This window comes from Polaribacter irgensii 23-P (assembly GCF_000153225.1).
GTDB classification, from domain to species: Bacteria; Bacteroidota; Bacteroidia; order Flavobacteriales; family Flavobacteriaceae; genus Polaribacter; species Polaribacter irgensii.
In genome coordinates this window covers 1,516,960-1,538,916 of sequence record NZ_CH724148.1, presented here as the reverse complement: position 1 = coordinate 1,538,916, position 21,957 = coordinate 1,516,960, and the positions used below count along the sequence as shown (strand labels likewise).

Here is a 21,957-nt window from a genome sequence, read left to right as displayed (position 1 = left end):
ATTCGAAGCGCAAACAAATGATTAAATTCATATTTTTGTTATTCAAGAAATTTTACTTTTTTTGAGAGTCAAAAATCAATACTAAATCGATTGAGATCAATCGTTCATAAAATTTAATAAATGAATACAAATTCGTTTCAAAGAAGACATATTGGTCCAAGTACCACAGAACAAGAAAAAATGTTGACAACCATCAAAGCAGCGAGTCTCGCGCAGCTAATTGATGAAACTGTACCCGATAATATCCGCCTAAAAAGCCCTTTAGACTTGGCACCAGCAATGAGTGAATATCAGTATTTAGCTCATGTAAAAACACTTTCTGAAAAAAATAAGGTATTCAAAAGTTACATCGGTCTTGGGTACCATGAAGCAATTGTACCAAGTGTCATACAACGTAATATACTAGAAAATCCAGGCTGGTATACCGCATACACGCCCTATCAAGCAGAAATTGCGCAAGGAAGACTTGAAGCGTTGTTAAACTACCAAACCATGATTTGCGATTTAACGGGAATGGAGCTGGCAAATGCCTCTTTATTAGACGAAGCAACTGCCGCTGCAGAAGCAATGGCTTTGTTGTTTGACGTTAGAGAGCGCGCAAAGAAAAAAGCAAAAGCAAATAAGTTTTTTGTATCCCATGAGGTATTGCCGCAAACTGTCGCTCTTTTAGAAACCCGTGCTACTCCTATAGGAATTGAATTGGTTTTTGGAAATCATGAAGATTTTGATTTTGAAGCGGATTATTTTGGTGCCATTTTACAATATCCTGGAAAATTTGGGCAAATTTTTGACTACGAAAATTTTGTTAAAAAAGCGAATGAGAAAGATATCAAAGTGGCCCTCGCTGCTGACATCTTATCCTTAGTAAAGTTAAAAGCGCCAGGTACTTTTGGGGCTTCTGTTGTTGTAGGAACTACCCAGCGTTTTGGAATCCCATTGGGTTATGGTGGGCCACATGCGGCCTATTTTGCCACAAAAGAGGCATACAAAAGAAGTATTCCTGGGAGAATCATTGGCGTGACAAAAGACCTCAACGGCAAGCACGCGTTGCGAATGGCTTTGCAGACAAGAGAGCAACATATTAAACGCGAAAAAGCGACTTCTAATATTTGTACTGCACAAGTTTTATTAGCGGTAATGGCAGGAATGTACGCTGTTTATCACGGTAAAGAAGGTTTGCAATTTATAGCAGATGGCGTGCACCAGAAAACTATTACTCTGGCCAATACACTTACTGGACTGGGAATTGAACAAATTAATACTTCTTATTTTGATACAATTACCGTCAAGGTGGATGCTAAAAAAATAAAAATTCTTGCAGAAAAAAATGAAATCAACTTCAACTATATAGACAACGAAACCTTGTCTATCTCCATAAATGAAACTGTAGAATTAAGTGAATTAAATGCAATTGTAGCTATTTTCACTGAAACTTTGGGGCTCAGCCCCGTGGTCATTTCTTCCCTTTCTGAAGGCAACAAGATCCTAGAAAATGTAAAAAGAAACACTTCTTTTTTAAATCATAGCGTTTTTAATACGTATCATTCAGAGACAGATATGATGCGGTATATCAAAAAATTAGAACGCAAAGATTTGGCATTAAATCATTCCATGATTTCTTTAGGTTCATGCACGATGAAATTGAATGCAGCTTCTGAAATGTTGCCATTGAGTAACCCACAGTGGGGAAATATTCATCCATTTGTACCTTTGAATCAAGCTGAGGGGTACCATGAAGTTTTACGGAAATTAGAACATCAATTAAATATTGTTACTGGTTTTGCCGGTACTTCTTTGCAACCAAATTCTGGAGCTCAAGGAGAATTTGCTGGATTAATGACCATCAGAGCCTATCACCTTGCCAACAAGAATGTGCACCGAAATATCTGCATCATTCCAGCTTCTGCACACGGGACGAACCCCGCTTCAGCAGTCATGGCAGGAATGAAAGTTATTGTTACCAAAACTGCCGAAAACGGAAATATTGACATTGATGATTTACGTGAAAAAGTAGCTTTGCACTCAGAAAATCTTGCTGCTTTAATGGTTACCTACCCTTCTACACACGGCGTTTTTGAAAGTGAAATTCAAGATATTACCAAAATTATTCACGACAATGGCGGACAAGTTTATATGGATGGTGCAAATATGAACGCACAAGTTGGATTGACAAATCCTGCAACTATTGGTGCTGACGTTTGTCACTTAAATCTCCACAAGACCTTTGCCATACCGCATGGAGGTGGTGGTCCTGGAGTAGGCCCCATTTGTGTTGCACCTCAGTTGGTCCCTTTCTTGCCGTCAAACCCAATTATAGAAACAGGTGGTGAACACGCAATTTCTGCAATTTCTGCAGCTCCTTGGGGATCTGCTCTGGCTTGCTTAATCTCTTATGGATACATCACGATGTTGGGCTCAAAAGGATTGACAGACGCAACAAAAATGGCAATTTTAAATGCCAATTACATTAAAGAGCGCCTCAATGGCCATTATCCAACTTTGTATACCGGAGAAAAAGGACGAGCAGCCCATGAAATGATCATTGACTGTCGTGATTTTAAACAAAACGGAATCGAAGTTGTTGACATTGCAAAACGATTGATAGATTACGGTTTTCATGCACCTACCGTTTCTTTCCCCGTGGGTGGAACAATGATGATTGAACCAACAGAATCTGAAAGTATCGCAGAATTAGATCGTTTTTGTGACGCAATGATCTCAATACGTGAAGAAATCAGAAACACGTCTCTAGCGGACGATAATAATCCACTTAAGAATGCTCCACATACACAAGAAATGGTAACTGCAGACGATTGGCCGTTTCCATACACTAGAAAACAGGCAGCATTTCCACTGACATACATCGCAGAGAATAAATTTTGGCCAACCGTTAGAAGAGTAGACGATGCCTATGGTGATCGAAATTTAAATTGTTCTTGTAATCCTATTGAAGATTATATGTAAAAATAAATTTTAAATAGACAAAAAAACCGCCTCTTAAATAGGCGGTTTTTTTGTCTATTTAAAATCCTATTTCTGTTTTAAATACTTCTCAATATCTGCAATGTGGTATTGCAATGCTTGTGCGGAAATTTGTATTTCTTTAATTAGTAAAGCCAAAGAAATTATTAATAAAATCAATGCCAAACCAAAAATATAAACAGCAACCATCTGTTGACCTACATAAATTAAAAACATCGTTAACACGCAAAACAGTAAACTTGAAATTCCGAAAATCTGCATCCATCTTGTCAAATTTAATCGCAATTTTAAGTTTTTAATTTGCCTTAAGAGAGAGGTTTGCTTTTTTTCTAAATAAATATCATGCAAATTTCTAATCACGGCTGCATATGCCAAAAATCGATTTGTATACGCGAGCATTATTAATGAAATGGCTGAAAATAAAAGTGCTGGTGTCGTTAAGGTAAGTTGTTCCATAATTGCGCCAAAAATAAATAATTATTTTTGTTTTGAACTCATAAATTATATTTTCTGTATTTTTGATTTGATGAAAAGTTTTATTCAAAGCCTATTCCTTGTTTGTGCTTGCAGCCTTATGAGCCAAAAACTGCCTGACGGTTTTGTATACTTGCACGAGGTCGCACCTTCTATACAAAAAGAGTTGCGCTACTTCTCTAAAAATAATTTTATTGGAAAACCCATAGACGGATATCAGAGAAATTACATCATTATTAGTTCCAAAGCTGCAAAAGCGTTAAAAAAAATACAGCAGTTATTTTTGAACGAAGGATACAGTCTTAAAATATTTGATGCCTATCGCCCTCAGCGAGCTGTAGCTCATTTTGTGCGCTGGGCGTATGTGCTAGAAGACACTTTAATGAAAAAACAGTATTACCCGGATATCTCTAAATCTGAGCTTTTTAAGCAAGGTTATATAGCTACAAAATCTGGACATTCAAGAGGAAGTACTGTGGACCTCACACTTATAAATACGATTACAAAAGCGGAATTAGATATGGGCAGTTGTTATGACTTCTTTGGAATTCAATCACACCCATTCCATAAAAATATTTCAGAAAAACAAATAGAAAATAGGATGTTTTTAAGAAAGATAATGACCTCCAACGGATTTACTCCGTTTGAAAATGAATGGTGGCATTTTACACTTCAAAAAGAACCTTTTGCACGCACCTATTTTAATTTCCCTATTTATTAAAAAGTTTTAACAAATTCTAAACAACAAAATTTCAAATCCTAGCTATCTTTGTAGTGTAAACTTGGAAAATTCTTCTAAATGACTCAAAAAAATAAAACTTTTATTTTCTTAATTTTTATTTTATCTACAACTAATTTTATCGCACAATTAGATAAAAATAAGGGTGCTGCAGATACCGGTGCAATCAAATCGATTGTTTTAAAAAACGCCAAAGTCACAGAAAAACCAACATCAATACTACTAAACGGAAATAACGGTTTTAAGGATGCTTATAACCAAGAACAGGAAACCTTAAAGAAACAACAAGATGAAGATGCCCTTAACAACAAAGGTATTATCTCACAAAAACAGGTGAGTGAAGCACGCTTTCTAAAAGCTTTTAAAAAAATAAATGGGCAATATATATATCCAGTTATAGATCAAGATTTAGGAAGTTTTAGAACAAATTCTGGTAGTGTAAATATTATTTGTCGCGACTTTCAATATCCCGATGGAGATCGAGTTACCATCTTGTTGAACAATATACCCGTTATTGTAAATATTGTTTTAGAAGAGCGGTATCAGAGTTTTACAATTCCTTTAGAAATTGGCATCAATAAAATAGCCTTTGTTGCGTTAAATCAAGGGACTTCAGGCCCAAACACTGCTGCCTTCAAAGTATATAATGATGCCGGCGCATTATTGTCGGCAAATGAATGGAATTTAGCGACGGACGCAAAAGCGACTATTATCATCGCTAAAGACAAGTAAATAGGCTACGAAAACGTTGGCGTTAAATACCTAAAATCATTTTTTGATATTCTATTTAAAACAGTTATTTTTGTACCTGTATTAGAGAGATATAGAATATAGCAAACACGAAGATAGAGAATGAAAAAAATTACTAAACAGACGTATTTAGATTGGTACAAAGACATGCTTTTTTGGCGTAAATTCGAAGATAAGCTAGCTGCCGTCTACATTCAACAAAAAGTAAGAGGTTTCTTGCACTTATACAACGGTCAAGAAGCTATTTTAGCAGGGGCTTTACATGCGATGGACTTGTCTAAGGACAGAATGATCACTGCATATAGAAATCACGTACAGCCTATCGGTATGGGTGAAGATCCTAAAAAAGTAATGGCAGAGTTATTTGGAAAAGTTACTGGAACTTCGAAAGGAATGGGAGGTTCTATGCATATCTTTTCTAAGGAATTTAGATTTTATGGAGGACACGGAATTGTAGGTGGACAAATACCATTAGGAGCAGGACTTGCATTTGCTGACAAATATAAAGGAAGCGATGCAGTTACCTTAACTTGTTTTGGTGATGGAGCTGCAAGACAAGGTTCATTACACGAAGCCTTTAACATGGCAATGCTCTGGAAGTTACCAGTGGTATTTATTGTTGAAAATAATGGATATGCGATGGGAACTTCAGTAGAAAGAACCGCAAATCACACCGATATTTGGAAGCTTGGTTTGGGCTATGAAATGCCTTGTGGTCCTGTGGACGCCATGAACCCAATTAAGGTAGCGGAAGCTGTTGATGAAGCTATACAGCGCGCAAGACGCGGAGATGGACCTACGTTTTTAGAAATGAAAACATATCGTTACAGAGGTCACTCAATGTCGGATGCCCAAAAATATAGAACAAAAGACGAAGTAGAAGAGTATAAGAAAATTGATCCTATAACACAAATATTAAATGTGATCAAAGAGAAAGAATATGCAACTGCAGAGGAAATCGCAATCATCGACAAAGATGTAAAAGCACGGGTAAAAGAATGTGAGAAGTTCGCAGAAGATTCTCCCTATCCAGAACCTCAGCAGATGTATGATATGGTATATGAACAAAAAGATTATCCTTTTATAAGTTAAAATATGGCTACAGTTATAAATATGCCGAGACTAAGCGACACCATGGAAGAAGGTGTTGTGGCAAAATGGTTGAAAAATGTTGGAGATAAAATTGAAGAAGGTGATATTTTAGCCGAAATTGAAACGGATAAAGCAACTATGGAATTTGAATCCTTCTACGAAGGAACCTTATTGCATATTGGCATACCCGAAGGTGGAAGTTCTCCTGTAGACGTTTTATTAGCAGTGATTGGTGAGGAAGGTGAAGACATTTCTGCCATTATTAATAGAACCGAAACCGATGCTCAAACAGAGGTGCCAGCAGAAACAGAGAAAGAAGACGCTAAAGAAGTGACAAGCTCTCCTGAAAGTGCAGGTACAATTCCAGAAGGAGTTGAAATAATTACAATGCCACGTTTAAGCGATACCATGACAGATGGTACAGTGGCAGCTTGGTTAAAAAAGGTTGGAGATGTTGTTGCAGAAGGTGATATACTTGCTGAAATTGAGACAGACAAAGCTACCATGGAATTTGAATGTTTTTATGAAGGTACCATCTTGTATATTGGTGTACAAGAAGGAGAGACGGCACCTGTAGACAGTTTATTAACGATCATAGGACCTGCTGGAACCGATGTAACTGCGATTGTTGCTAATGGTGGTGCAAGTACTAGTGCAGAAAAGACAACTGAGAAACCAACAGATACTGTTGATACAGTTAAAGAAGAGGAAGAAGTACCTGTTATCCATAATAACAATACACGTATTTTCGCATCGCCTTTAGCAAAGAAAATTGCTGCGGATAAAGGTATCAATTTAGCTGTAGTTAAAGGTTCAGGTGAAAACGGTAGGATTATTAAAAAAGACATTGAAAATTACACTCCTGCTGCTGCACCAATTGCAACTCCAGTAAAAGTACAGGCTCCAGTTGTTCCTGTGGAAGAAATTTCACAACCCGAACCAACAGAAGCTCCTGTGATGCGTTTTGTTGCTGCCGGTGAAGAAAAATCTGAAGAAATTAAAAATTCTCAAATGCGTAAAGCAATTGCAAAATCTTTAGGCGCTTCTAAATTTTCTGCTCCCGATTTCAGTTTAAATATTGAAGTTCACATGGACAGTGCCATGGAATCAAGAAAAACAATAAATTCAATACCAAATACCAAAGTATCTTTTAATGATATGGTTGTGAAAGCATGTGCAATGGCGCTGCAGAAACACCCACAAGTTAATACTTCTTGGACAGACAATAATACCATTTACCACAGCCATATTCACGTAGGTGTCGCAGTTGCTGTAGCAGATGGATTGCTTGTGCCCGTTGTGAAACACACCAACGAAATGAGTTTAACTCAAATTGGTGCTTCTGTTAGAGATTTAGCTGGAAAAGCAAGAAATAAGAAAATTAGTCCGGCAGAAATGCAAGGCAGTACTTTTACAGTTTCTAACCTAGGAATGTTTGGTATCGAAAACTTTACTTCGATCATTAATCAACCGAATTCAGCGATCTTATCCGTAGGTGCAATTGTTGAGAAACCAGTGGTTAAAAACGGACAAATTGTTGTTGGAAATACAATGAAATTAACCCTAACCTGTGACCACAGAACTGTTGATGGTGCTGTTGGAGCGCAATTTTTACAAACTTTAAAAACGTTTATAGAAAACCCAGTTACCATGCTCGCGTAGGTTTTTAAAAACAATACTTTACAAAAAGCTCGCAATTAGCGGGCTTTTTTTTATCTCTTTATTTCGTATGATCACAATAGCAGAAAAACTAAAAAATCCAGTTTGGCATTCCTTAAACGAAACGCATAATAAGTTTCTAGTACCCTTTGAAGGCGTGCAATTTTATGATCCCAAAATTTCTAATTTTGGTGCTTTTTTTGACACTACAAAAACGGCGGAAGCCTTAACAGCGTATGCTGAACTGACAGAAGACTTCTTTTTAATTTCGGAAAATTCTGTCCCGTTGATAGACGATAAGACCATACTTCTCGAAAAGAAAATTGAGGGATGTCAAATGGTCTTAGAAAATTTAACGGATATTAAAATAACAGAGAATATTGTTTTATTAACAGCACAATCTATTGACGAAATTTATGATTTAATTTGGTTAGTTATGCCTGGTTTTTATAGAAAACAGGGATTTAAAATGGGACATTATTTTGGAATCTATAAAGATGACAAGTTAGTAGCAATTACTGGACAGCGCATGCAAACTGACGACTTTATAGAAATAAGCGGTGTTGTTACCCATCCAAGTTATACAAGAAGGGGATTTGCCCAACAATTAATTGCCCATACTACTAAAGAAATTTTAAAAAAGAATAAACTTCCTATTTTGCATACAAATAAAGGAAACACTGCAATTCCACTTTATGAAAAACTTGGATATAAAATAACAAGAGATATGAATTGGTGGCATTATCGTAAAAAATAAACGCTCACTGTTTCTTTCCTTGTGTTCTTTTATAAATAAAAATGCCTTGAGAAAATCTCAAGGCATTTTTTTACATCATACAAACACAATTGCGCTTACATTTCTGTAGTCTTACTCTTCGTGTTTATAGTCATTTCTACACCATTTGCATTTAAAGACATTTCTATATTTGTAGTGTCTTGAATTCCCTTTTCAACATCAACAATTAAATCTCCTTTTAAAGCACCTTCTCCGATACCAGAAACAGTTCCTGTGATATCTATGTATACTTTTCCACTCTCAATTTTAGACACCGTATACGTCGTCTTAACCGCCATACCTTGCTGACTGGTCGAATCACTCCAAACAGAACCCACAGAAACTTTTTCTTTGGGAAATTTGATTCCTTTCGCTTGTGTTGTAAATTGATCCATTGCTGGGGTCGGTGGAGTAACAATCGTTTCCAATGTTTCTCCTTCAGCAGAAATTTTAGAAGAAATGGTCGCCAACATCATTGGGTCAAACTGTTGTTTCATCATTTTACCCATTTCATCCAAATCCGCAGCATCTTTTGAGGAATCGAAACTCATTACCATGCCTCCCTGCAACATATTCATATTTACAGATTTTATTTTAGAAGCTGTACTGAATACTGCTCCCTCTTTAGCTGTAATTGTCATGTCCATTTCAATCTTCATGTCCATGCCTCCTTGTGCACCCATATTTTGAGAAACGTTTTGTTCTACTAATAAAACATCTCCTACTTCATAATTAAGTCTCAATAAAACACTTTCTTGCGCAACAGCCATAAAGGTTGATACAAACATGCATACAAATAACAATTTTTTCATTTTTTAAATTTTTTAAATTTTTATTAATATTAATTCTTAAGCACTAAATTAGTTTTAAAAATCTATTACAGAAAATTCTGAAATGCTTTTTTTTGACGAAATAAAGGGAAATTTGACCATAAGATCAAATAGAAACAAAAATAACAAAAAAAACACCCAAAGAAATTGGGTGTTTTTTTTTATGTACTAATTTTATGAACTTAAAAATCCTGATTTAGGTCCCAAGCTTCTAAAATCTCCTTTAAAGTTTTAATAAACATTCCTCCTAAAGCACCGTTTACAACCCTGTGGTCGTATGAATGCGATACAAACATTTTTTGACGAATTCCAATAAAATCCCCTTCGACTGTTTCAATAACTGCGGGTACTTTTCGAATTGCACCTAAAGCTAAAATAGCAACTTGCGGTTGATTTATAATTGGCGTGCCCATTAAAGATCCAAAACTACCCACATTTGTAACGGTATAGGTTCCTCCTTGGATATCATCTGGTTTAAGTGCATTGTTTCTTGCTCTATTTGCCAAATCATTTACTGCCCTTGTCATCCCTACCAAGTTTAGCTGATCTGCATTTTTAATTACTGGAACAATCAAATTTCCATCAGGCAAAGAAGCGGCCATCCCTAAATTAATATTTTTCTTTTTAATAATATGAGTGCCGTCCATGGCAATATTAATCATCGGATATTTTCTTATTGTAGCAGCTACGGCATGCATTAATATAGGTGTAAAGGTCAACTTTTCCCCCTCCCTTGCATGAAAAGCGTCCTTAACTCGCGTTCTCCATTTTACAATATTAGTAACATCAATCTCTATAAAAGACTGCACATGTGCTGCTGTCTGAATCGAACTCACCATGTGTTTAGACACTAACTTACCCATCCGAGACATCTCAATTATTTCGTCTTCTCCGTTAATGGATACTGGTACTACTTTTTGCACTTCTTTTTGCACTTCTTTTTGTACTACTTTCTGAATGGGTGCAGCACTCTTCTCAACAGTATTAGACGCTTCTATATTTTTGGGAACTGGTCTTCCTTCCTTAATGTATTTTAAAATATCCTCCTTGGTTACCCTTCCCTCTTTGCCTGAGCCTACAATCGTTTCTAATTCTTCGAAAGCGATGCCCTCTGTTTGTGCAATGCTCCTTACCAAAGGTGAATAAAATTTACCTGCATCTGAAGTTTTAGAAACGGGTATCGCAGTCACTTCTAACCCCTTTTCAATTGTTTTTTCTATTTCCGCTACCTCTACACTTTCTTCAATACTTTCAGTTGCAACTGTTTCCTTTTCCGAGTCTTCTCCTTCCACCTCTATAATTGCAATGGTTTCTCCAACAGCGACGATGTCATCCTGTTGGTATAAAATTTCAAGCAGCGTTCCCGCGACTTCAGATGGCACCTCAGAGTCTACTTTATCTGTAGCAATTTCAACAACAGCCTCATCTAATTCAATGGTGTCGCCAACTTCTTTTAACCAAGAAGTTATGGTCGCCTCCGCCACACTTTCTCCCATCTTCGGTAACTTTAATTCAAATCTTGCCATTTTCTCTATTTTTACTGGGTGCAAAAGTACTAAAAATCGATGACTGCAAACTACTTTTTAATATTAAAAATAAAATTACAGGCTTTTATTATTTGTGTTATTCATAATAATACACATTAAATACCTTAATATTTACGTATAAGTATTCAATTCTAACTAAAATATAACAATACCATAATTTTTTAACTATATCCATTCTCTTGGATTTAGCAAAACATCTAAAAGTTTTGCTTCTTCAGAATTATTTTCTGGATGGTGATTGTATTTCCACTGCACAATTGGCGGCAAGCTCATTAAAATACTTTCTATTCTGCCATTTGTTTTTAAACCGAAAAGCGTTCCTCTATCATGCACTAGATTAAACTCGACATACCTTCCTCTCCTTACTTCCTGCCAATCCTTATGCATTTTCTTAAACTCTTTTCCCTTTCTTTTCTCTACAATTGGCACATAACTTTCAAGAAAACTATTCCCTATTTCTGTGACAAAATTAAAGCGATCTAAAATTGAGATATCATCCGTTTCTTTTAAGTAATCAAAAAACAAACCTCCAATACCCCTTGCTTCATTTCTATGAGCATTCCAAAAATATGCATCGCATGTTTTTTTAAACTTTGAATAAAATTCTGTGTTGTGGAGATCACAAGCTGATTTACAAACCGTATGAAAATGTACAGCATCTTCTTCAAATAGATAATACGGGGTTAAATCTTGACCACCTCCAAACCATTGTGTTACAATATTTCCTGCCCCGTCATACATTTCAAAATAACGCCAATTAGCATGCACAGTAGGTACAAATGGATTTATTGGATGCATCACCAAACTCAGTCCACAAGCAAAAAAATTTCCTTCCGCTACTTTAAACTGGTTTCTTAGAGCTTCTGGTAATTCCCCGTGAACAGCAGAAATATTCACACCACCTTTTTCAAAAACACCTCCATTTTCGATTACACGTGTTCTTCCACCTCCACCCTCTTCTCTTTCCCAGATGTCTTCCTCAAATTTTGCAAGCCCATCGACAGCTTCTAATTTGGATGTTATTTGATCTTGTAAGTTTTCTATGTACGCGTAAAATTTATTTTTCATACTTTTTGTTGGAAATGAAGTGCGTGAGCGATTGCAATAATCTCCTGTTATAAGAATCCAAATAAAAGAGACAAAGGGCAGCGCAACCTTTTGATAACGCCTAAGTTTTAAACTTTGTATTCCTTTACTGCATCTACAAATGCTTTTGCGTTTTCTACAGGAATGTTTGGTAAAATTCCATGACCAAGGTTTACAATATACCTGTCTTTCCCAAATTCATTAATCATCTGGTGTACCATTTTCTTAATTTCTGCTGGTGGAGATAACAATCTAGAAGGATCAAAATTACCTTGTAAAGTGATTTTACCTCCTGACAAATACCGTGCATTCCTAGCAGAACAAGTCCAATCTACACCCAAAGCAGCAGCACCTGATTTTGACATGTCGCCTAAGGCAAACCAACAGCCTTTTCCAAAGGCAATCACTTGCGTTTCATCTTTTAAAGCATCAATAATTTGCTGAATATACTGCCAAGAAAATTCTTTATAGTCTACTGGAGATAACATGCCTCCCCAAGAATCGAAAATTTGAACCGCATTTACGCCCGCTGCAACTTTTGCCTTTAAATATGCAATTGTGGTATCTGTTATTTTTTGCAATAAAGAATGTGCCATCACAGGATTTGTAAAACACAACTCTTTGGCTTTATCAAAATTCTTAGAACCTTGACCTTGAACACAATAACACATAATAGTCCAGGGTGAACCTGCAAAACCAATTAACGGAATATCATCATTTAGCTTCTCTTTGGTTGCCTTTATCGCTTCCATTACATACCCTAAAGAATGGTGCACATCAGGAACAATTACACGATCTAAATCTTTCTGCGTGCGAATTGGATTTGGCAGATAAGGCCCAAAATCTGGTTTCATTTGCACTTCAATATTCATTGCTTGCGGAATTACCAAAATATCTGAAAATAAGATAGCGGCATCCATTCCATATCTTCGTATCGGTTGTACGGTAATTTCTGAGGCTAATTCTGGAGTCTGACAGCGTGTAAAAAAATCGTATTTCTTTTTGATTACCTGAAACTCTGGCAAATATCTTCCTGCTTGACGCATCATCCAAACGGGCGGTCTGTCTACAGTTTCTCCTTTTAATGCTCTTAAAAATAAATCGTTCTTTATCATTTTGTCTGTTTAAACGTTGAATTTGCAAAGATTTTTTTATGCAAAGTGGCAAAGGTTCTTTAGACCCCACAGAGGTTCAAAATCTATGCAACCTGCTACTTTACATTTACATTTTTGAAACCGCCAACATTGCTTTGTCAACCGCTACTGCTATTTTTTTAATATCTCTTTTTGAGATTGCCGATGACAAAAACCAAGCTTCAAACTGACTTGGTGGTAAAAACACTCCATTTTTTATCATCGCCCAAAAGAAAATTGCGAACTTTTTTATGTCTGAAGTTTGGGCTTCCTCAAAATTAGTAACTTTTCCTTTTGTAAAAAAAGGATTCATCATAGAACCGAACCGGTTTACCACTAAATCTACATTGTATTTTTTTGCAGTTTCTAATAAAATAGTTTCTATGGTAGCCGCAGTGTCATTAAACTGATCATATGGATTCTGTCTCTTTAATTCTGTTAATGTAGAGATTCCTCCCGCCATTGCTATTGGATTTCCACTTAATGTACCAGCTTGGTACATGCCCCCTAAGGGTGCAACTTCTTCCATTATTTCATTTCTTGCTCCATAAGCTCCTACAGGAAAACCACCTCCAATTACTTTCCCCAAACAGGTAATATCCGCCTCCACTCCCAATAACTCCTGAGCTCCACCAAACTTAGAACGGAAACCTGTCATTACCTCATCGGCAATTAATAAGGCTCCTTTACTTTTTAAATATTCTTTTAATTCTACTAAAAACTTGTTCTGCGGAATTACAACACCCATATTACCACAAATCGGCTCAATAATTACACCGGCAATATCATCGTGTTCTTCAAAGTGTACTTTCACACTTTCCAAATCATTGTATGTAGCAATTAACGTATTTTTTACTGCGCCTTCCGGAACTCCTTTAGATCCTGGTAAACTTAATGTTGCCAAACCAGAACCTGCCGCGACTAATAAAGAGTCTTGATGCCCGTGGTAACAACCTGCAAATTTTATAATTTTATCTTTTCCTGTAAATGATCTGGCCAAACGAACTCCGCTTATAACAGCTTCTGTTCCTGAGTTTACAAAACGAACTTTATCCATTCCTGGAAAAGCATCGCAGACTATTTTCGCTAGTATAATTTCATTTTCTGTAGAAGCCCCAAAAGAATAACCACTTCGGAGTGCTTTTGCAACGCCTCTCCGCACTTTTCTATGGCGATGCCCTAGAATCATGGGTCCATAAGAAAGTACTAAATCAATGTACTCATTGCCGTCGACATCCGTGATTTTACTACCGTGTCCTTTTTTAATAAATAAAGGATTTCCGCCAACAGATGTAAAGGCTCGTACAGGTGAATTGACAGCTCCTACAAGATGTACCAATCCTTCTTTATATAGTTCTTCTGATCTCTTGAATTTCATAATTGTATTTTTTACCCTTTCAGTTCTAACACGCTTGTGTGGCTTTCACCAAATAAAAAGCATCTAGAACGTTTTATTATATCCTCTCAGCACATTTGATCCGTTCGTAAAAATTCTGTCGATATGACAGCAAACGCACCTATTTCTTCAACAATACCTTTGCCGCTTCCTTAGCAAAATAAGTTATAATAATATCTGCTCCTGCTCTTTTCATAGACAGTAAACTTTCCATCATTACTTTTTCACCGTTAATCCAGCCTTTCTCTGCAGCGGCTTTCACCATTGCGTATTCCCCACTTACATTATAACATGCGATGGGTCTGTCAAAATTATTTTTCAAATCTCTAATAATGTCTAAATAAGACAATGCTGGTTTTACCATTAAAATATCAGCTCCTTCTTGGTCATCAAAAGTTGCTTCTCGCAATGCTTCATCTCTATTAGAAGAATCCATTTGATAGGTTTTTCTATCTCCAAAACTTGGAGTCGAACCTGCAGCTTCTCTAAAAGGACCGTAAAAAGCAGATGCATATTTTACAGCGTACGCCATTATTGGCAAGTTCGCAAATCCTGTATTGTCTAAAGACTGCCTCACCATAGCAATCGTTCCATCCATCATGCCAGAAGGTGCAACCATGTCTGCCCCTGCTTTCGCGTGTGAAATTACTTGTTTTGCTATATTTACTAAAGTGGCGTCGTTGTCCACATCATTATCGTGTATAATTCCGCAATGTCCATGAGAAGTATACTCACAAAAGCAAACATCTGTAATTACATACAGGGAGGGATAATTTTTCTTGATAAAACGAATTGCTTGTTGCATAATTCCAAACTCATTCCAAGTTTCTGTTCCTTCGTCATCTTTGTTGGATGGAATTCCAAACAACAAAACAGCTGGAATATTTAAAGAAACAACCTCGTCTAATTCTTTCGAAATGCGATCTAATGAAAAACGCTTAATTCCTGGCATCGAAACAATTTCTGTTTCTATATTTTCTCCTTCCTCAATAAAAAGTGGATACACGAAATCGTCTACAGAAAGTCTCGTTTCTTTCACTAATCTTCTAATTCCCTCTGATTTCCTTAATCTTCTTGTTCTAAACATATACGTTCTTGTTTTCTCGGGGTTGAGTACTGTGAAAATAGTAGGAAATTGATATTCCTTTTTAAAATGAAATCCCTATTTCTTATAGCATATCGAGTACGCTATTCTTTGCGCTATTGTTCTCTACAGAAAGGATAAATAAGAACATTCCCTATTTTGAGTAATACGTATTTACCAATTCTAAGACACATTCCACATCTGGCATGTTTGCTACCTCTACTTTATCAAAATATTTTCTAGCCACCACAGCCGTAGTTTCTCCTATACAGAAGGCAACTTTATCTGTTGCATTTTCCTCGAGGTAACTTTCGATGCCTGAGGGGCTGAAGAATAAAACTCCAGAGACTGCTGCTTTTATTTTAATTGGATTTAACATTGTTTTATAAGCCTCAACTTCATGCACTGTCACTTCGTGTGCTTGCAAATAAGTTGGTAAAACATCCAATCTCACATCGCTACAAAAATAAGATACTTGTTTGATCGCTGTTTGTTTTGAAATGTACTCTGCCAATGCCAATGCACTCTTTGCTGCATGTGTCACCTTGCCGATTCTATTTTCAATTAATTTTTTCGTTCTTCTGCCAACACAGAAAATATTCTTGAACGTAATTTCCTCTTTTGCAAAAGAGTTTAAGATTGCTTCAACGCCATTCTGACTCGTAATGATTACGTTTTCGTGAACCTGCTTCATTACTTTTGCAGGAATTCTATTGAATCGCATTTTTATGAAATCACTATCTTCAATTCCGATTGCAGAAGATAAGGTTTCTTTTTGAAGCTCTGATAATTTTTTTGTTGAATACACAGCGGCTATTCTTGGATCCTTTGCGGAAACTTCGTCCGCTGCCATCATTTCTTTTCCTCCTCTATTAATTACATAATCTGCACAATCTTTTGCCAAGAACTTGTGACTTCCAAACTTCGCAGTTTTTGCAACTCTTATTTTCTTAGAACCGTCTTTTTTTAACAAAACGGCTTTAAAATTCACCTCATCTGTTCTCGCATCAACATACGCTAACGCTCCAATAGGTGCGGTACAACCGCCTTCTAACAAACGTAAAAACTCACGCTCTACCCCTACACAAACACTTGTTTCGTGGTGGTTTATTTGTTCACAAGCATCCAAAGTAAAGTCGTCCTTTTCTAAAGCGGCAATCATGATTGCTCCTTGCGCTGGTGCAGGCAACATCCATGGAAGATCTACAGTATCCTCAGGAGTAATTCCAAGTCTTTCCAAACCTGCTGCTGCAAAAACGGCACCGTTCCAAGTTTTACTCGTCTCTAATTTCTCTAAACGCGTTTGAACATTCCCTCTCAATGGAGCTACTTTGTGTGTTGGATATCTATCCAACCACATCGCTTTTCTTCGCAAACTACCCGTAGCAATCAATCCCTGCTCTTCACCGAAAAATTCCTCGGTCCCGTTTAACACCAGAACATCATTATAATTCCCACGCTTTAAAACAGCAGCCTGCACGATTCCTTTCGGCAATGCTGTTGGCACGTCTTTTAAAGAATGTACAGCAATGTCAATTTTTCCTTCTAGCAATGCAATGTCTAAGCTCTTCGTAAAAATCCCTGTAATCCCCATTTCATACAATGGAGTATCCAAATTTATATCTCCTGAAGATTTTATTGGAACCAGTACCGATTCATAACCTAATCCTGCTAATTCTTTGCGTACTTTGTTCGCTTGCCAAAGCGCTAATTGGCTGTCGCGAGTACCTATTCTTATTATTTTTTGCATGGAATTTTAATTATGATTGAAACACTTTCTGCATAACTTCTATGCTTTCTGAAACGGAGGTTTGTTCGTTTTTTAAATGTTTTACAAATTGTGTGGTAATTTTTTGAATGAATCTTGCGGTTAGTATTTCTGCCTGACTTTCGTCAAAATTTCTAATTTTCTTTTTTTGAAAATTAATTTCATCCTTTTTAATGATCTCTAAAGACTCCTTTAAAGCAGCGATCGCTGGTGTAAATCTTCGATGATTTAACCATTCGTTGAACTCTGCTCTGTGTATATCTATAATAGCTTCTGCAAAGGGTATTTCTTGTTCCCGTACCGCTAAAGTTTCATCTGTAATTTTAGACAACTCGTCTACATTCACGAGTGAAACACCGCGATAATCAGTTACTTCTTTTGCTACATTTGCCGGCATCGAAAGGTCTAATATTAAAATCTCTTTCGAGTCTGAAAGATGTTCTTTGGTAATTGTTGGGGTTTCTGAACCTGTAGAAACAATTAACACATCGGCATTTGCAACCTCTTCCTTCAAATTTTCTATCACAGACTTTCTTATAGAGGCGTGGTCTTTAATAAAATCAATCGCTTTTTCCTCAGTTCTATTAACCAAACACACTTGTTTATTTCCAGTGTATTCAGCTAAATTCTTACAGGTATGTTTTCCCATTTTACCCAAGCCAAAAACTAAAATATTTTTAGAATTGTAATCTGGTAAATTTTTAATTATATATTGAACTGCAGCATAAGAAACCGAAGTGGTTCCTGAGCTTAATTTCGTGTCGTTTTTCACACGCTTACTCGCTTGTAAAACACTGTTCACCAAGCGCTCGATATATGCATCCGTCGTTTTTAGCTTTTTCGCTAATTTAAAAGAATGTCTCAGCTGACCTACGATTTCATAGTCTCCTAAAATCTGGCTCTCTAATCCTGTACCGATTCGGAACAAGTGACTTATTGCATCGTGGTCTTTATGAATGTTACAAATTGTATTAAATTCATTTGCAGTACCCTCAGAAAACTCACACAACAACTCTATTAACAAACAAGGTCTGGGTGCAAAACCAAAAATTTCAGTTCGATTACAGGTCGAAATTATAAAAATAGAAGTAATTCCTTTCTCTATAGCTGCATTGAGAAGCGCCGTTTGGTTTTTCTTGGATACAGAAAATTTTCCACGCATCTCTGCATCTGCTTTTTTGTAACTTACACCAATATTGTAAAAATGTTCTTGTCCTATTTGTTTCATAAATCTCTGTAAGAAGCTACAAAAGTAAAACCTTCAAGAAGATAAAAATGTCGCTTAAAGAACTTTTAATAACGTTCTGTGTTTTTTCCTTATTTTTTTTTGATAAAAGCCTTGAAAACCCTTATTTTTGTATTGTAGTTCAGGTTTTCATTCCGTTTAATGTAGAATGATTCTAAATAGAAACAAGTTCGAAAATTAAGAGAGTTATGTTTAAAAATGTCGGTGGAAGTTCTTTAGATGAAATCACTTTAGAAAAAGGTTTTTATGTACTTCATTTTCAGAATGAAAGCGATCAGGTGCAAAGTTTTGAAAGGGCCATTGACAGTACCTTCATACAAATGCACTTTTGTATGCGTGGAAGTTCTAAGTTTCTGTTTAACACGGGTGATTATTCTTTCGACGTTTTAGACAACAGATCTATCCTATTATACAACCCTCAGAGAACCTTGCCAATTAATTTAGAAATTCAACCCAAAACAACGCTGGTTTCTTTATTGATTTCCATTGAAAAATTTCATTCTTTATTTTCTAAAGAATCGGGTTACATCCCATTCTTAAGCAATGAAAACAGCAATCGTAAATTTTATGACGATACAGAAATAAAACCGACCGTTTCCATTGTTTTACACCAAATAATGAACTCGAATACCAATAGCTCTATCCGAGAATTGTATGTAAAAGGAAAAATATACGAACTTTTGAGCCTTCACTTTCAGAAAGAAGAAAACACTGATAGTGAATACTGTCCTTTTTTGGTAGATGAGCAGAATGTTTTAAAAATCAGAAAAGCCAAAGACATTATTATCTCTAGGATGGCAGAGCCCCCAGGACTGCAAGAACTGGCGACAGAGATCGGTTTGAGTTTAAAGAAACTCAAAGAAGGTTTTAAACAAATATATGGTGATACCGTTTACAGCTTCCTATTCGATTACAAGATGGAACAGGCACGTAAACTTTTAGAAAGTAACCAATACAATGTCAATGAAGTAGGATTGCAAGTTGGATATAGCACTGCCAGCCATTTTATTGCTGCTTTTAGAAAGAGGTTTGGAACCACTCCAAAAAAATACGTAATGAGTTTAAACCAGTAGCACTCTAATTATAAGAAATAAGACTTTGAAACAACTAACCCATTCAGATATCAAGAACGAACAAACACAATTTCCAATAACGATTGTTTGCGATGCGATTAGAACGCCAGAAAATATTGGCATGTGTTTCCGGATTTCCGAAAGTTTTGGTGTGTCAAAAATATATTTTCACGAAGCCTCCCCTTCCACAGAAAATAAAATCGTAAAAAAAACAGCTAGAAATACAATCCATCAGACTGAACATGAAACCTACTCAAATTTTAAAGAGCTCATAACAACCCTGAGAGCGCAAGGAAATAAAATAATAGGTATAGAAATTACTGATAAAAGTATAAATATTCAAGATTTTGATTTTCAAAAAAATGAAAAAATCGTTTTACTTTTGGGCAGTGAAAGAAACGGAGTTGAGAACATAAACAGCGCAGACGAAACCATTGCGATTCCTATGTATGGGAAAAATTCATCGATGAATGTAATACACAGTTTGGCCATTACGCTCTACGAGGCAACAAGCCAGCTACTGAAAAAATAAAAATTAATTCTGAAAAGAGCTCAGAAAAACAAGCATATAAATAAATACTGAAATAATTCAGCAAAAAATGAAAGGAGTTTTACTAGTTAATTTAGGGTCACCAGCGAGCACATCCACAAAGGATGTTAGAAAATACTTAGACCAATTTTTAATGGATGAGCGTGTTATTGACGCACCATATTGGCTTCGAGCATTATTAGTTCGAGGAATCATTTTAAATACAAGACCAAAAAAATCTGCAAAAGCGTACAAAAAAATCTGGTGGGATGAAGGTTCCCCGTTAATTGTATTGTCAGAAAGATTGCATAAAAAAGTGCAAGAAAAAACAGAAATACCGGTTGCTTTGTCCATGCGTTATGGCGATCCATCGATGAAAACGGGTCTTCAAGAATTGCATGACCAAGGGGTTACAGAGGTGCTAATTGTTCCGCTATATCCACAACATGCGATGGCAACTACCGATACGATTTTAGTGTTAGCAGAACAATTGAGAAAAGAGTTTTTTCCTCAAATGACATTCACAGATATCCCTGCTTTTTATCACAAAAAAGAGTATATCAAAGTGTTAGCAGAAAGCATTAAGTCTTCTTTAGAAGGTAAAGAATGGGATAAAATTTTATTCTCTTATCACGGAATACCAGAAAGGCATGTTAGAAAATCTGATATCACAAAAAGCCATTGTAAACCGAACGATAGTGTCAATTTTGAATGCTGTAAAACAGCTTCTCCTGCACATGAATTTTGTTACAAGCATCAATGTTATGAAACGACCAGGCAAGTTGTAGCGTATTTAGGTATAGAACCGCATCAACACTTTGTTTCTTTTCAATCTAGATTAGCTGGTGACCCATGGTTACAGCCTTATACAGACAAAATGCTCGAAAAATACCCGAATGAAGGTGTGAAAAAATTAGCAGTTGTGACGCCTGCATTTGTGTCTGATTGTCTTGAGACTTTAGAAGAAATTGCGATGGAAGGTAAAGAAGAGTTTTTGAAGGCTGGTGGTGAAGAATTTCATGCAATTCCGTGTATTAATGACAATAATGAATGGGTAGATGTTTTAGTAAATTGGATTGAAGCTTAATTTTTTTGTTCACTACTGAAACTGCTGTTAATTAAAATACAGCAGTTTCAGTAGTTCAACACCAAAGTCATTAAAATTTATTACTTTGAAACCAAATTATAAATAAATGGATTACCTATACATTAAAGCATTACATATCATTTTTGTAGTTACTTGGTTTGCAGGTTTGTTTTATATTCCCAGGCTGTTTATTTATCAAACAGAAGCTGAAGATAAAGTGGAACCTGCAAAATCCATTTTACAGACACAGTTTAAATTAATGACCAAACGCTTGTGGTATATCATTACGTGGCCGTCTGCCATCCTAGCCAGTATTTTTGGGATTTGGTTGATCTATCTGAATCCGTTTTGGTTAGAGCAAACTTGGATGTTGGTAAAATTGGCCTTTGTTTTTGCCTTGTATTTTTACCATGGCTTTTGCCAGCATATTTACAACAAACTACAGAAAGATATTATAAAATATTCCACTTTTAAACTTCGAATTTTTAACGAAATATCTACGATCATTCTCTTTGCTGTTGTATTTTTAGTATCCGTAAAGAGCGCTATTAGCTGGGTTTGGGGAGTTGTTGGTATTTTACTTTTTGGAGTATTGATCATGTTAGGAGTCAAACTTTACAAAAGTATTAGAGAGAAAAAATCTTGGGATAAAGCAGAAAAAGAGATTGTAAACGAAGATTAAAAAAAGCTTTTCAGAAAGGACACAG

General features: G+C 36.1%; 19 protein-coding genes. 10 read left to right on the top strand and 9 right to left on the bottom strand.

Annotated elements, in window-relative coordinates; all coding sequences use genetic code 11:
- Positions 1-120 precede the first annotated feature (120 nt).
- Positions 121-2,964: an aminomethyl-transferring glycine dehydrogenase gene (gene gcvP / locus PI23P_RS06850; RefSeq protein WP_004570045.1), complete on the top strand. Its 2,844-nt coding sequence runs from the start codon at positions 121-123 to the stop codon at positions 2,962-2,964.
- Between the two features lie 66 nt (positions 2,965-3,030).
- Here gcvP and PI23P_RS06845 read toward each other — a convergent pair whose 3' ends face one another.
- Positions 3,031-3,438 carry a DUF2721 domain-containing protein gene (locus PI23P_RS06845; protein ID WP_018941808.1) on the bottom strand — a complete coding sequence of 136 codons (408 nt, stop codon included), beginning with the start codon at positions 3,436-3,438 and terminating at the stop codon, positions 3,031-3,033.
- A gap of 118 nt (positions 3,439-3,556) precedes the next feature.
- Between PI23P_RS06845 and PI23P_RS06840 the strand changes: the two genes are divergently transcribed.
- The 5 genes from PI23P_RS06840 to PI23P_RS06820 all read left to right on the top strand — a co-directional run bounded on the left by PI23P_RS06840 (position 3,557) and on the right by PI23P_RS06820 (position 8,453).
- Positions 3,557-4,177, top strand: a complete 621-nt coding sequence (locus PI23P_RS06840; RefSeq protein ID WP_018941807.1) for a M15 family metallopeptidase — start codon at positions 3,557-3,559, stop codon at positions 4,175-4,177.
- Positions 4,178-4,255: 78 nt separating this feature from the next.
- Positions 4,256-4,927: a hypothetical protein gene (locus PI23P_RS06835; protein ID WP_004570042.1), complete on the top strand. Its 672-nt coding sequence runs from the start codon at positions 4,256-4,258 to the stop codon at positions 4,925-4,927.
- Between the two features lie 120 nt (positions 4,928-5,047).
- Positions 5,048-6,037: a pyruvate dehydrogenase (acetyl-transferring) E1 component subunit alpha gene (gene pdhA / locus PI23P_RS06830; RefSeq protein WP_004570041.1), complete on the top strand. Its 990-nt coding sequence runs from the start codon at positions 5,048-5,050 to the stop codon at positions 6,035-6,037.
- A gap of 3 nt (positions 6,038-6,040) precedes the next feature.
- Positions 6,041-7,699 (top strand): dihydrolipoamide acetyltransferase family protein, encoded by a 1,659-nt coding sequence (locus tag PI23P_RS06825; protein WP_004570040.1) that lies wholly within the window; start codon positions 6,041-6,043, stop codon positions 7,697-7,699.
- 67 nt (positions 7,700-7,766) lie between these two features.
- Complete coding sequence (locus tag PI23P_RS06820; RefSeq protein ID WP_004570039.1) at positions 7,767-8,453, top strand: GNAT family N-acetyltransferase; 687 nt, start codon at positions 7,767-7,769, stop codon at positions 8,451-8,453.
- A 95-nt stretch (positions 8,454-8,548) separates the two neighbouring features.
- Here PI23P_RS06820 and PI23P_RS06815 read toward each other — a convergent pair whose 3' ends face one another.
- The 8 genes from PI23P_RS06815 to hemA form a co-directional block, all read right to left on the bottom strand.
- Positions 8,549-9,283 (bottom strand): hypothetical protein, encoded by a 735-nt coding sequence (locus tag PI23P_RS06815; protein ID WP_155811763.1) that lies wholly within the window; start codon positions 9,281-9,283, stop codon positions 8,549-8,551.
- 200 nt (positions 9,284-9,483) lie between these two features.
- The gene (locus PI23P_RS06810; RefSeq protein ID WP_004570036.1) at positions 9,484-10,827 is read right to left on the bottom strand and encodes a dihydrolipoamide acetyltransferase family protein; all 1,344 of its coding nucleotides are present in this window, start codon (positions 10,825-10,827) and stop codon (positions 9,484-9,486) included.
- Positions 10,828-11,013: 186 nt separating this feature from the next.
- Positions 11,014-11,916, bottom strand: coding sequence for an oxygen-dependent coproporphyrinogen oxidase (hemF, locus tag PI23P_RS06805; RefSeq protein ID WP_004570035.1), 903 nt, complete (start codon positions 11,914-11,916; stop codon positions 11,014-11,016).
- A 107-nt stretch (positions 11,917-12,023) separates the two neighbouring features.
- A complete protein-coding gene (gene hemE / locus PI23P_RS06800; protein ID WP_004570034.1) occupies positions 12,024-13,049 on the bottom strand; it encodes a uroporphyrinogen decarboxylase in 1,026 nt (341 codons plus the stop codon).
- A gap of 106 nt (positions 13,050-13,155) precedes the next feature.
- Positions 13,156-14,445, bottom strand: a complete 1,290-nt coding sequence (gene hemL, locus PI23P_RS06795) for a glutamate-1-semialdehyde 2,1-aminomutase (RefSeq protein ID WP_004570033.1) — start codon at positions 14,443-14,445, stop codon at positions 13,156-13,158.
- A 139-nt stretch (positions 14,446-14,584) separates the two neighbouring features.
- Positions 14,585-15,550: a porphobilinogen synthase gene (gene hemB, locus PI23P_RS06790; protein WP_004570032.1), complete on the bottom strand. Its 966-nt coding sequence runs from the start codon at positions 15,548-15,550 to the stop codon at positions 14,585-14,587.
- 151 nt (positions 15,551-15,701) lie between these two features.
- Positions 15,702-17,297, bottom strand: coding sequence for a hydroxymethylbilane synthase (hemC, locus tag PI23P_RS06785; protein ID WP_004570031.1), 1,596 nt, complete (start codon positions 17,295-17,297; stop codon positions 15,702-15,704).
- A gap of 10 nt (positions 17,298-17,307) precedes the next feature.
- The gene (hemA, locus tag PI23P_RS06780) at positions 17,308-18,543 is read right to left on the bottom strand and encodes a glutamyl-tRNA reductase (protein WP_004570030.1); all 1,236 of its coding nucleotides are present in this window, start codon (positions 18,541-18,543) and stop codon (positions 17,308-17,310) included.
- A 206-nt stretch (positions 18,544-18,749) separates the two neighbouring features.
- On the opposite strand from hemA, the gene PI23P_RS06775 reads away from it, so the two are divergent.
- From PI23P_RS06775 to PI23P_RS06760, 4 genes are all read left to right on the top strand, one after another.
- Positions 18,750-19,634 (top strand): AraC family transcriptional regulator, encoded by an 885-nt coding sequence (locus PI23P_RS06775; RefSeq protein WP_004570029.1) that lies wholly within the window; start codon positions 18,750-18,752, stop codon positions 19,632-19,634.
- Between the two features lie 25 nt (positions 19,635-19,659).
- A complete protein-coding gene (locus PI23P_RS06770; RefSeq protein ID WP_004570028.1) occupies positions 19,660-20,166 on the top strand; it encodes a TrmH family RNA methyltransferase in 507 nt (168 codons plus the stop codon).
- Between the two features lie 67 nt (positions 20,167-20,233).
- Positions 20,234-21,250, top strand: coding sequence for a ferrochelatase (gene hemH, locus PI23P_RS06765; RefSeq protein WP_004570027.1), 1,017 nt, complete (start codon positions 20,234-20,236; stop codon positions 21,248-21,250).
- Positions 21,251-21,356: 106 nt separating this feature from the next.
- Positions 21,357-21,932, top strand: coding sequence for a CopD family protein (locus PI23P_RS06760; protein ID WP_004570026.1), 576 nt, complete (start codon positions 21,357-21,359; stop codon positions 21,930-21,932).
- The last annotated feature ends 25 nt before the right edge of the window (positions 21,933-21,957 follow it).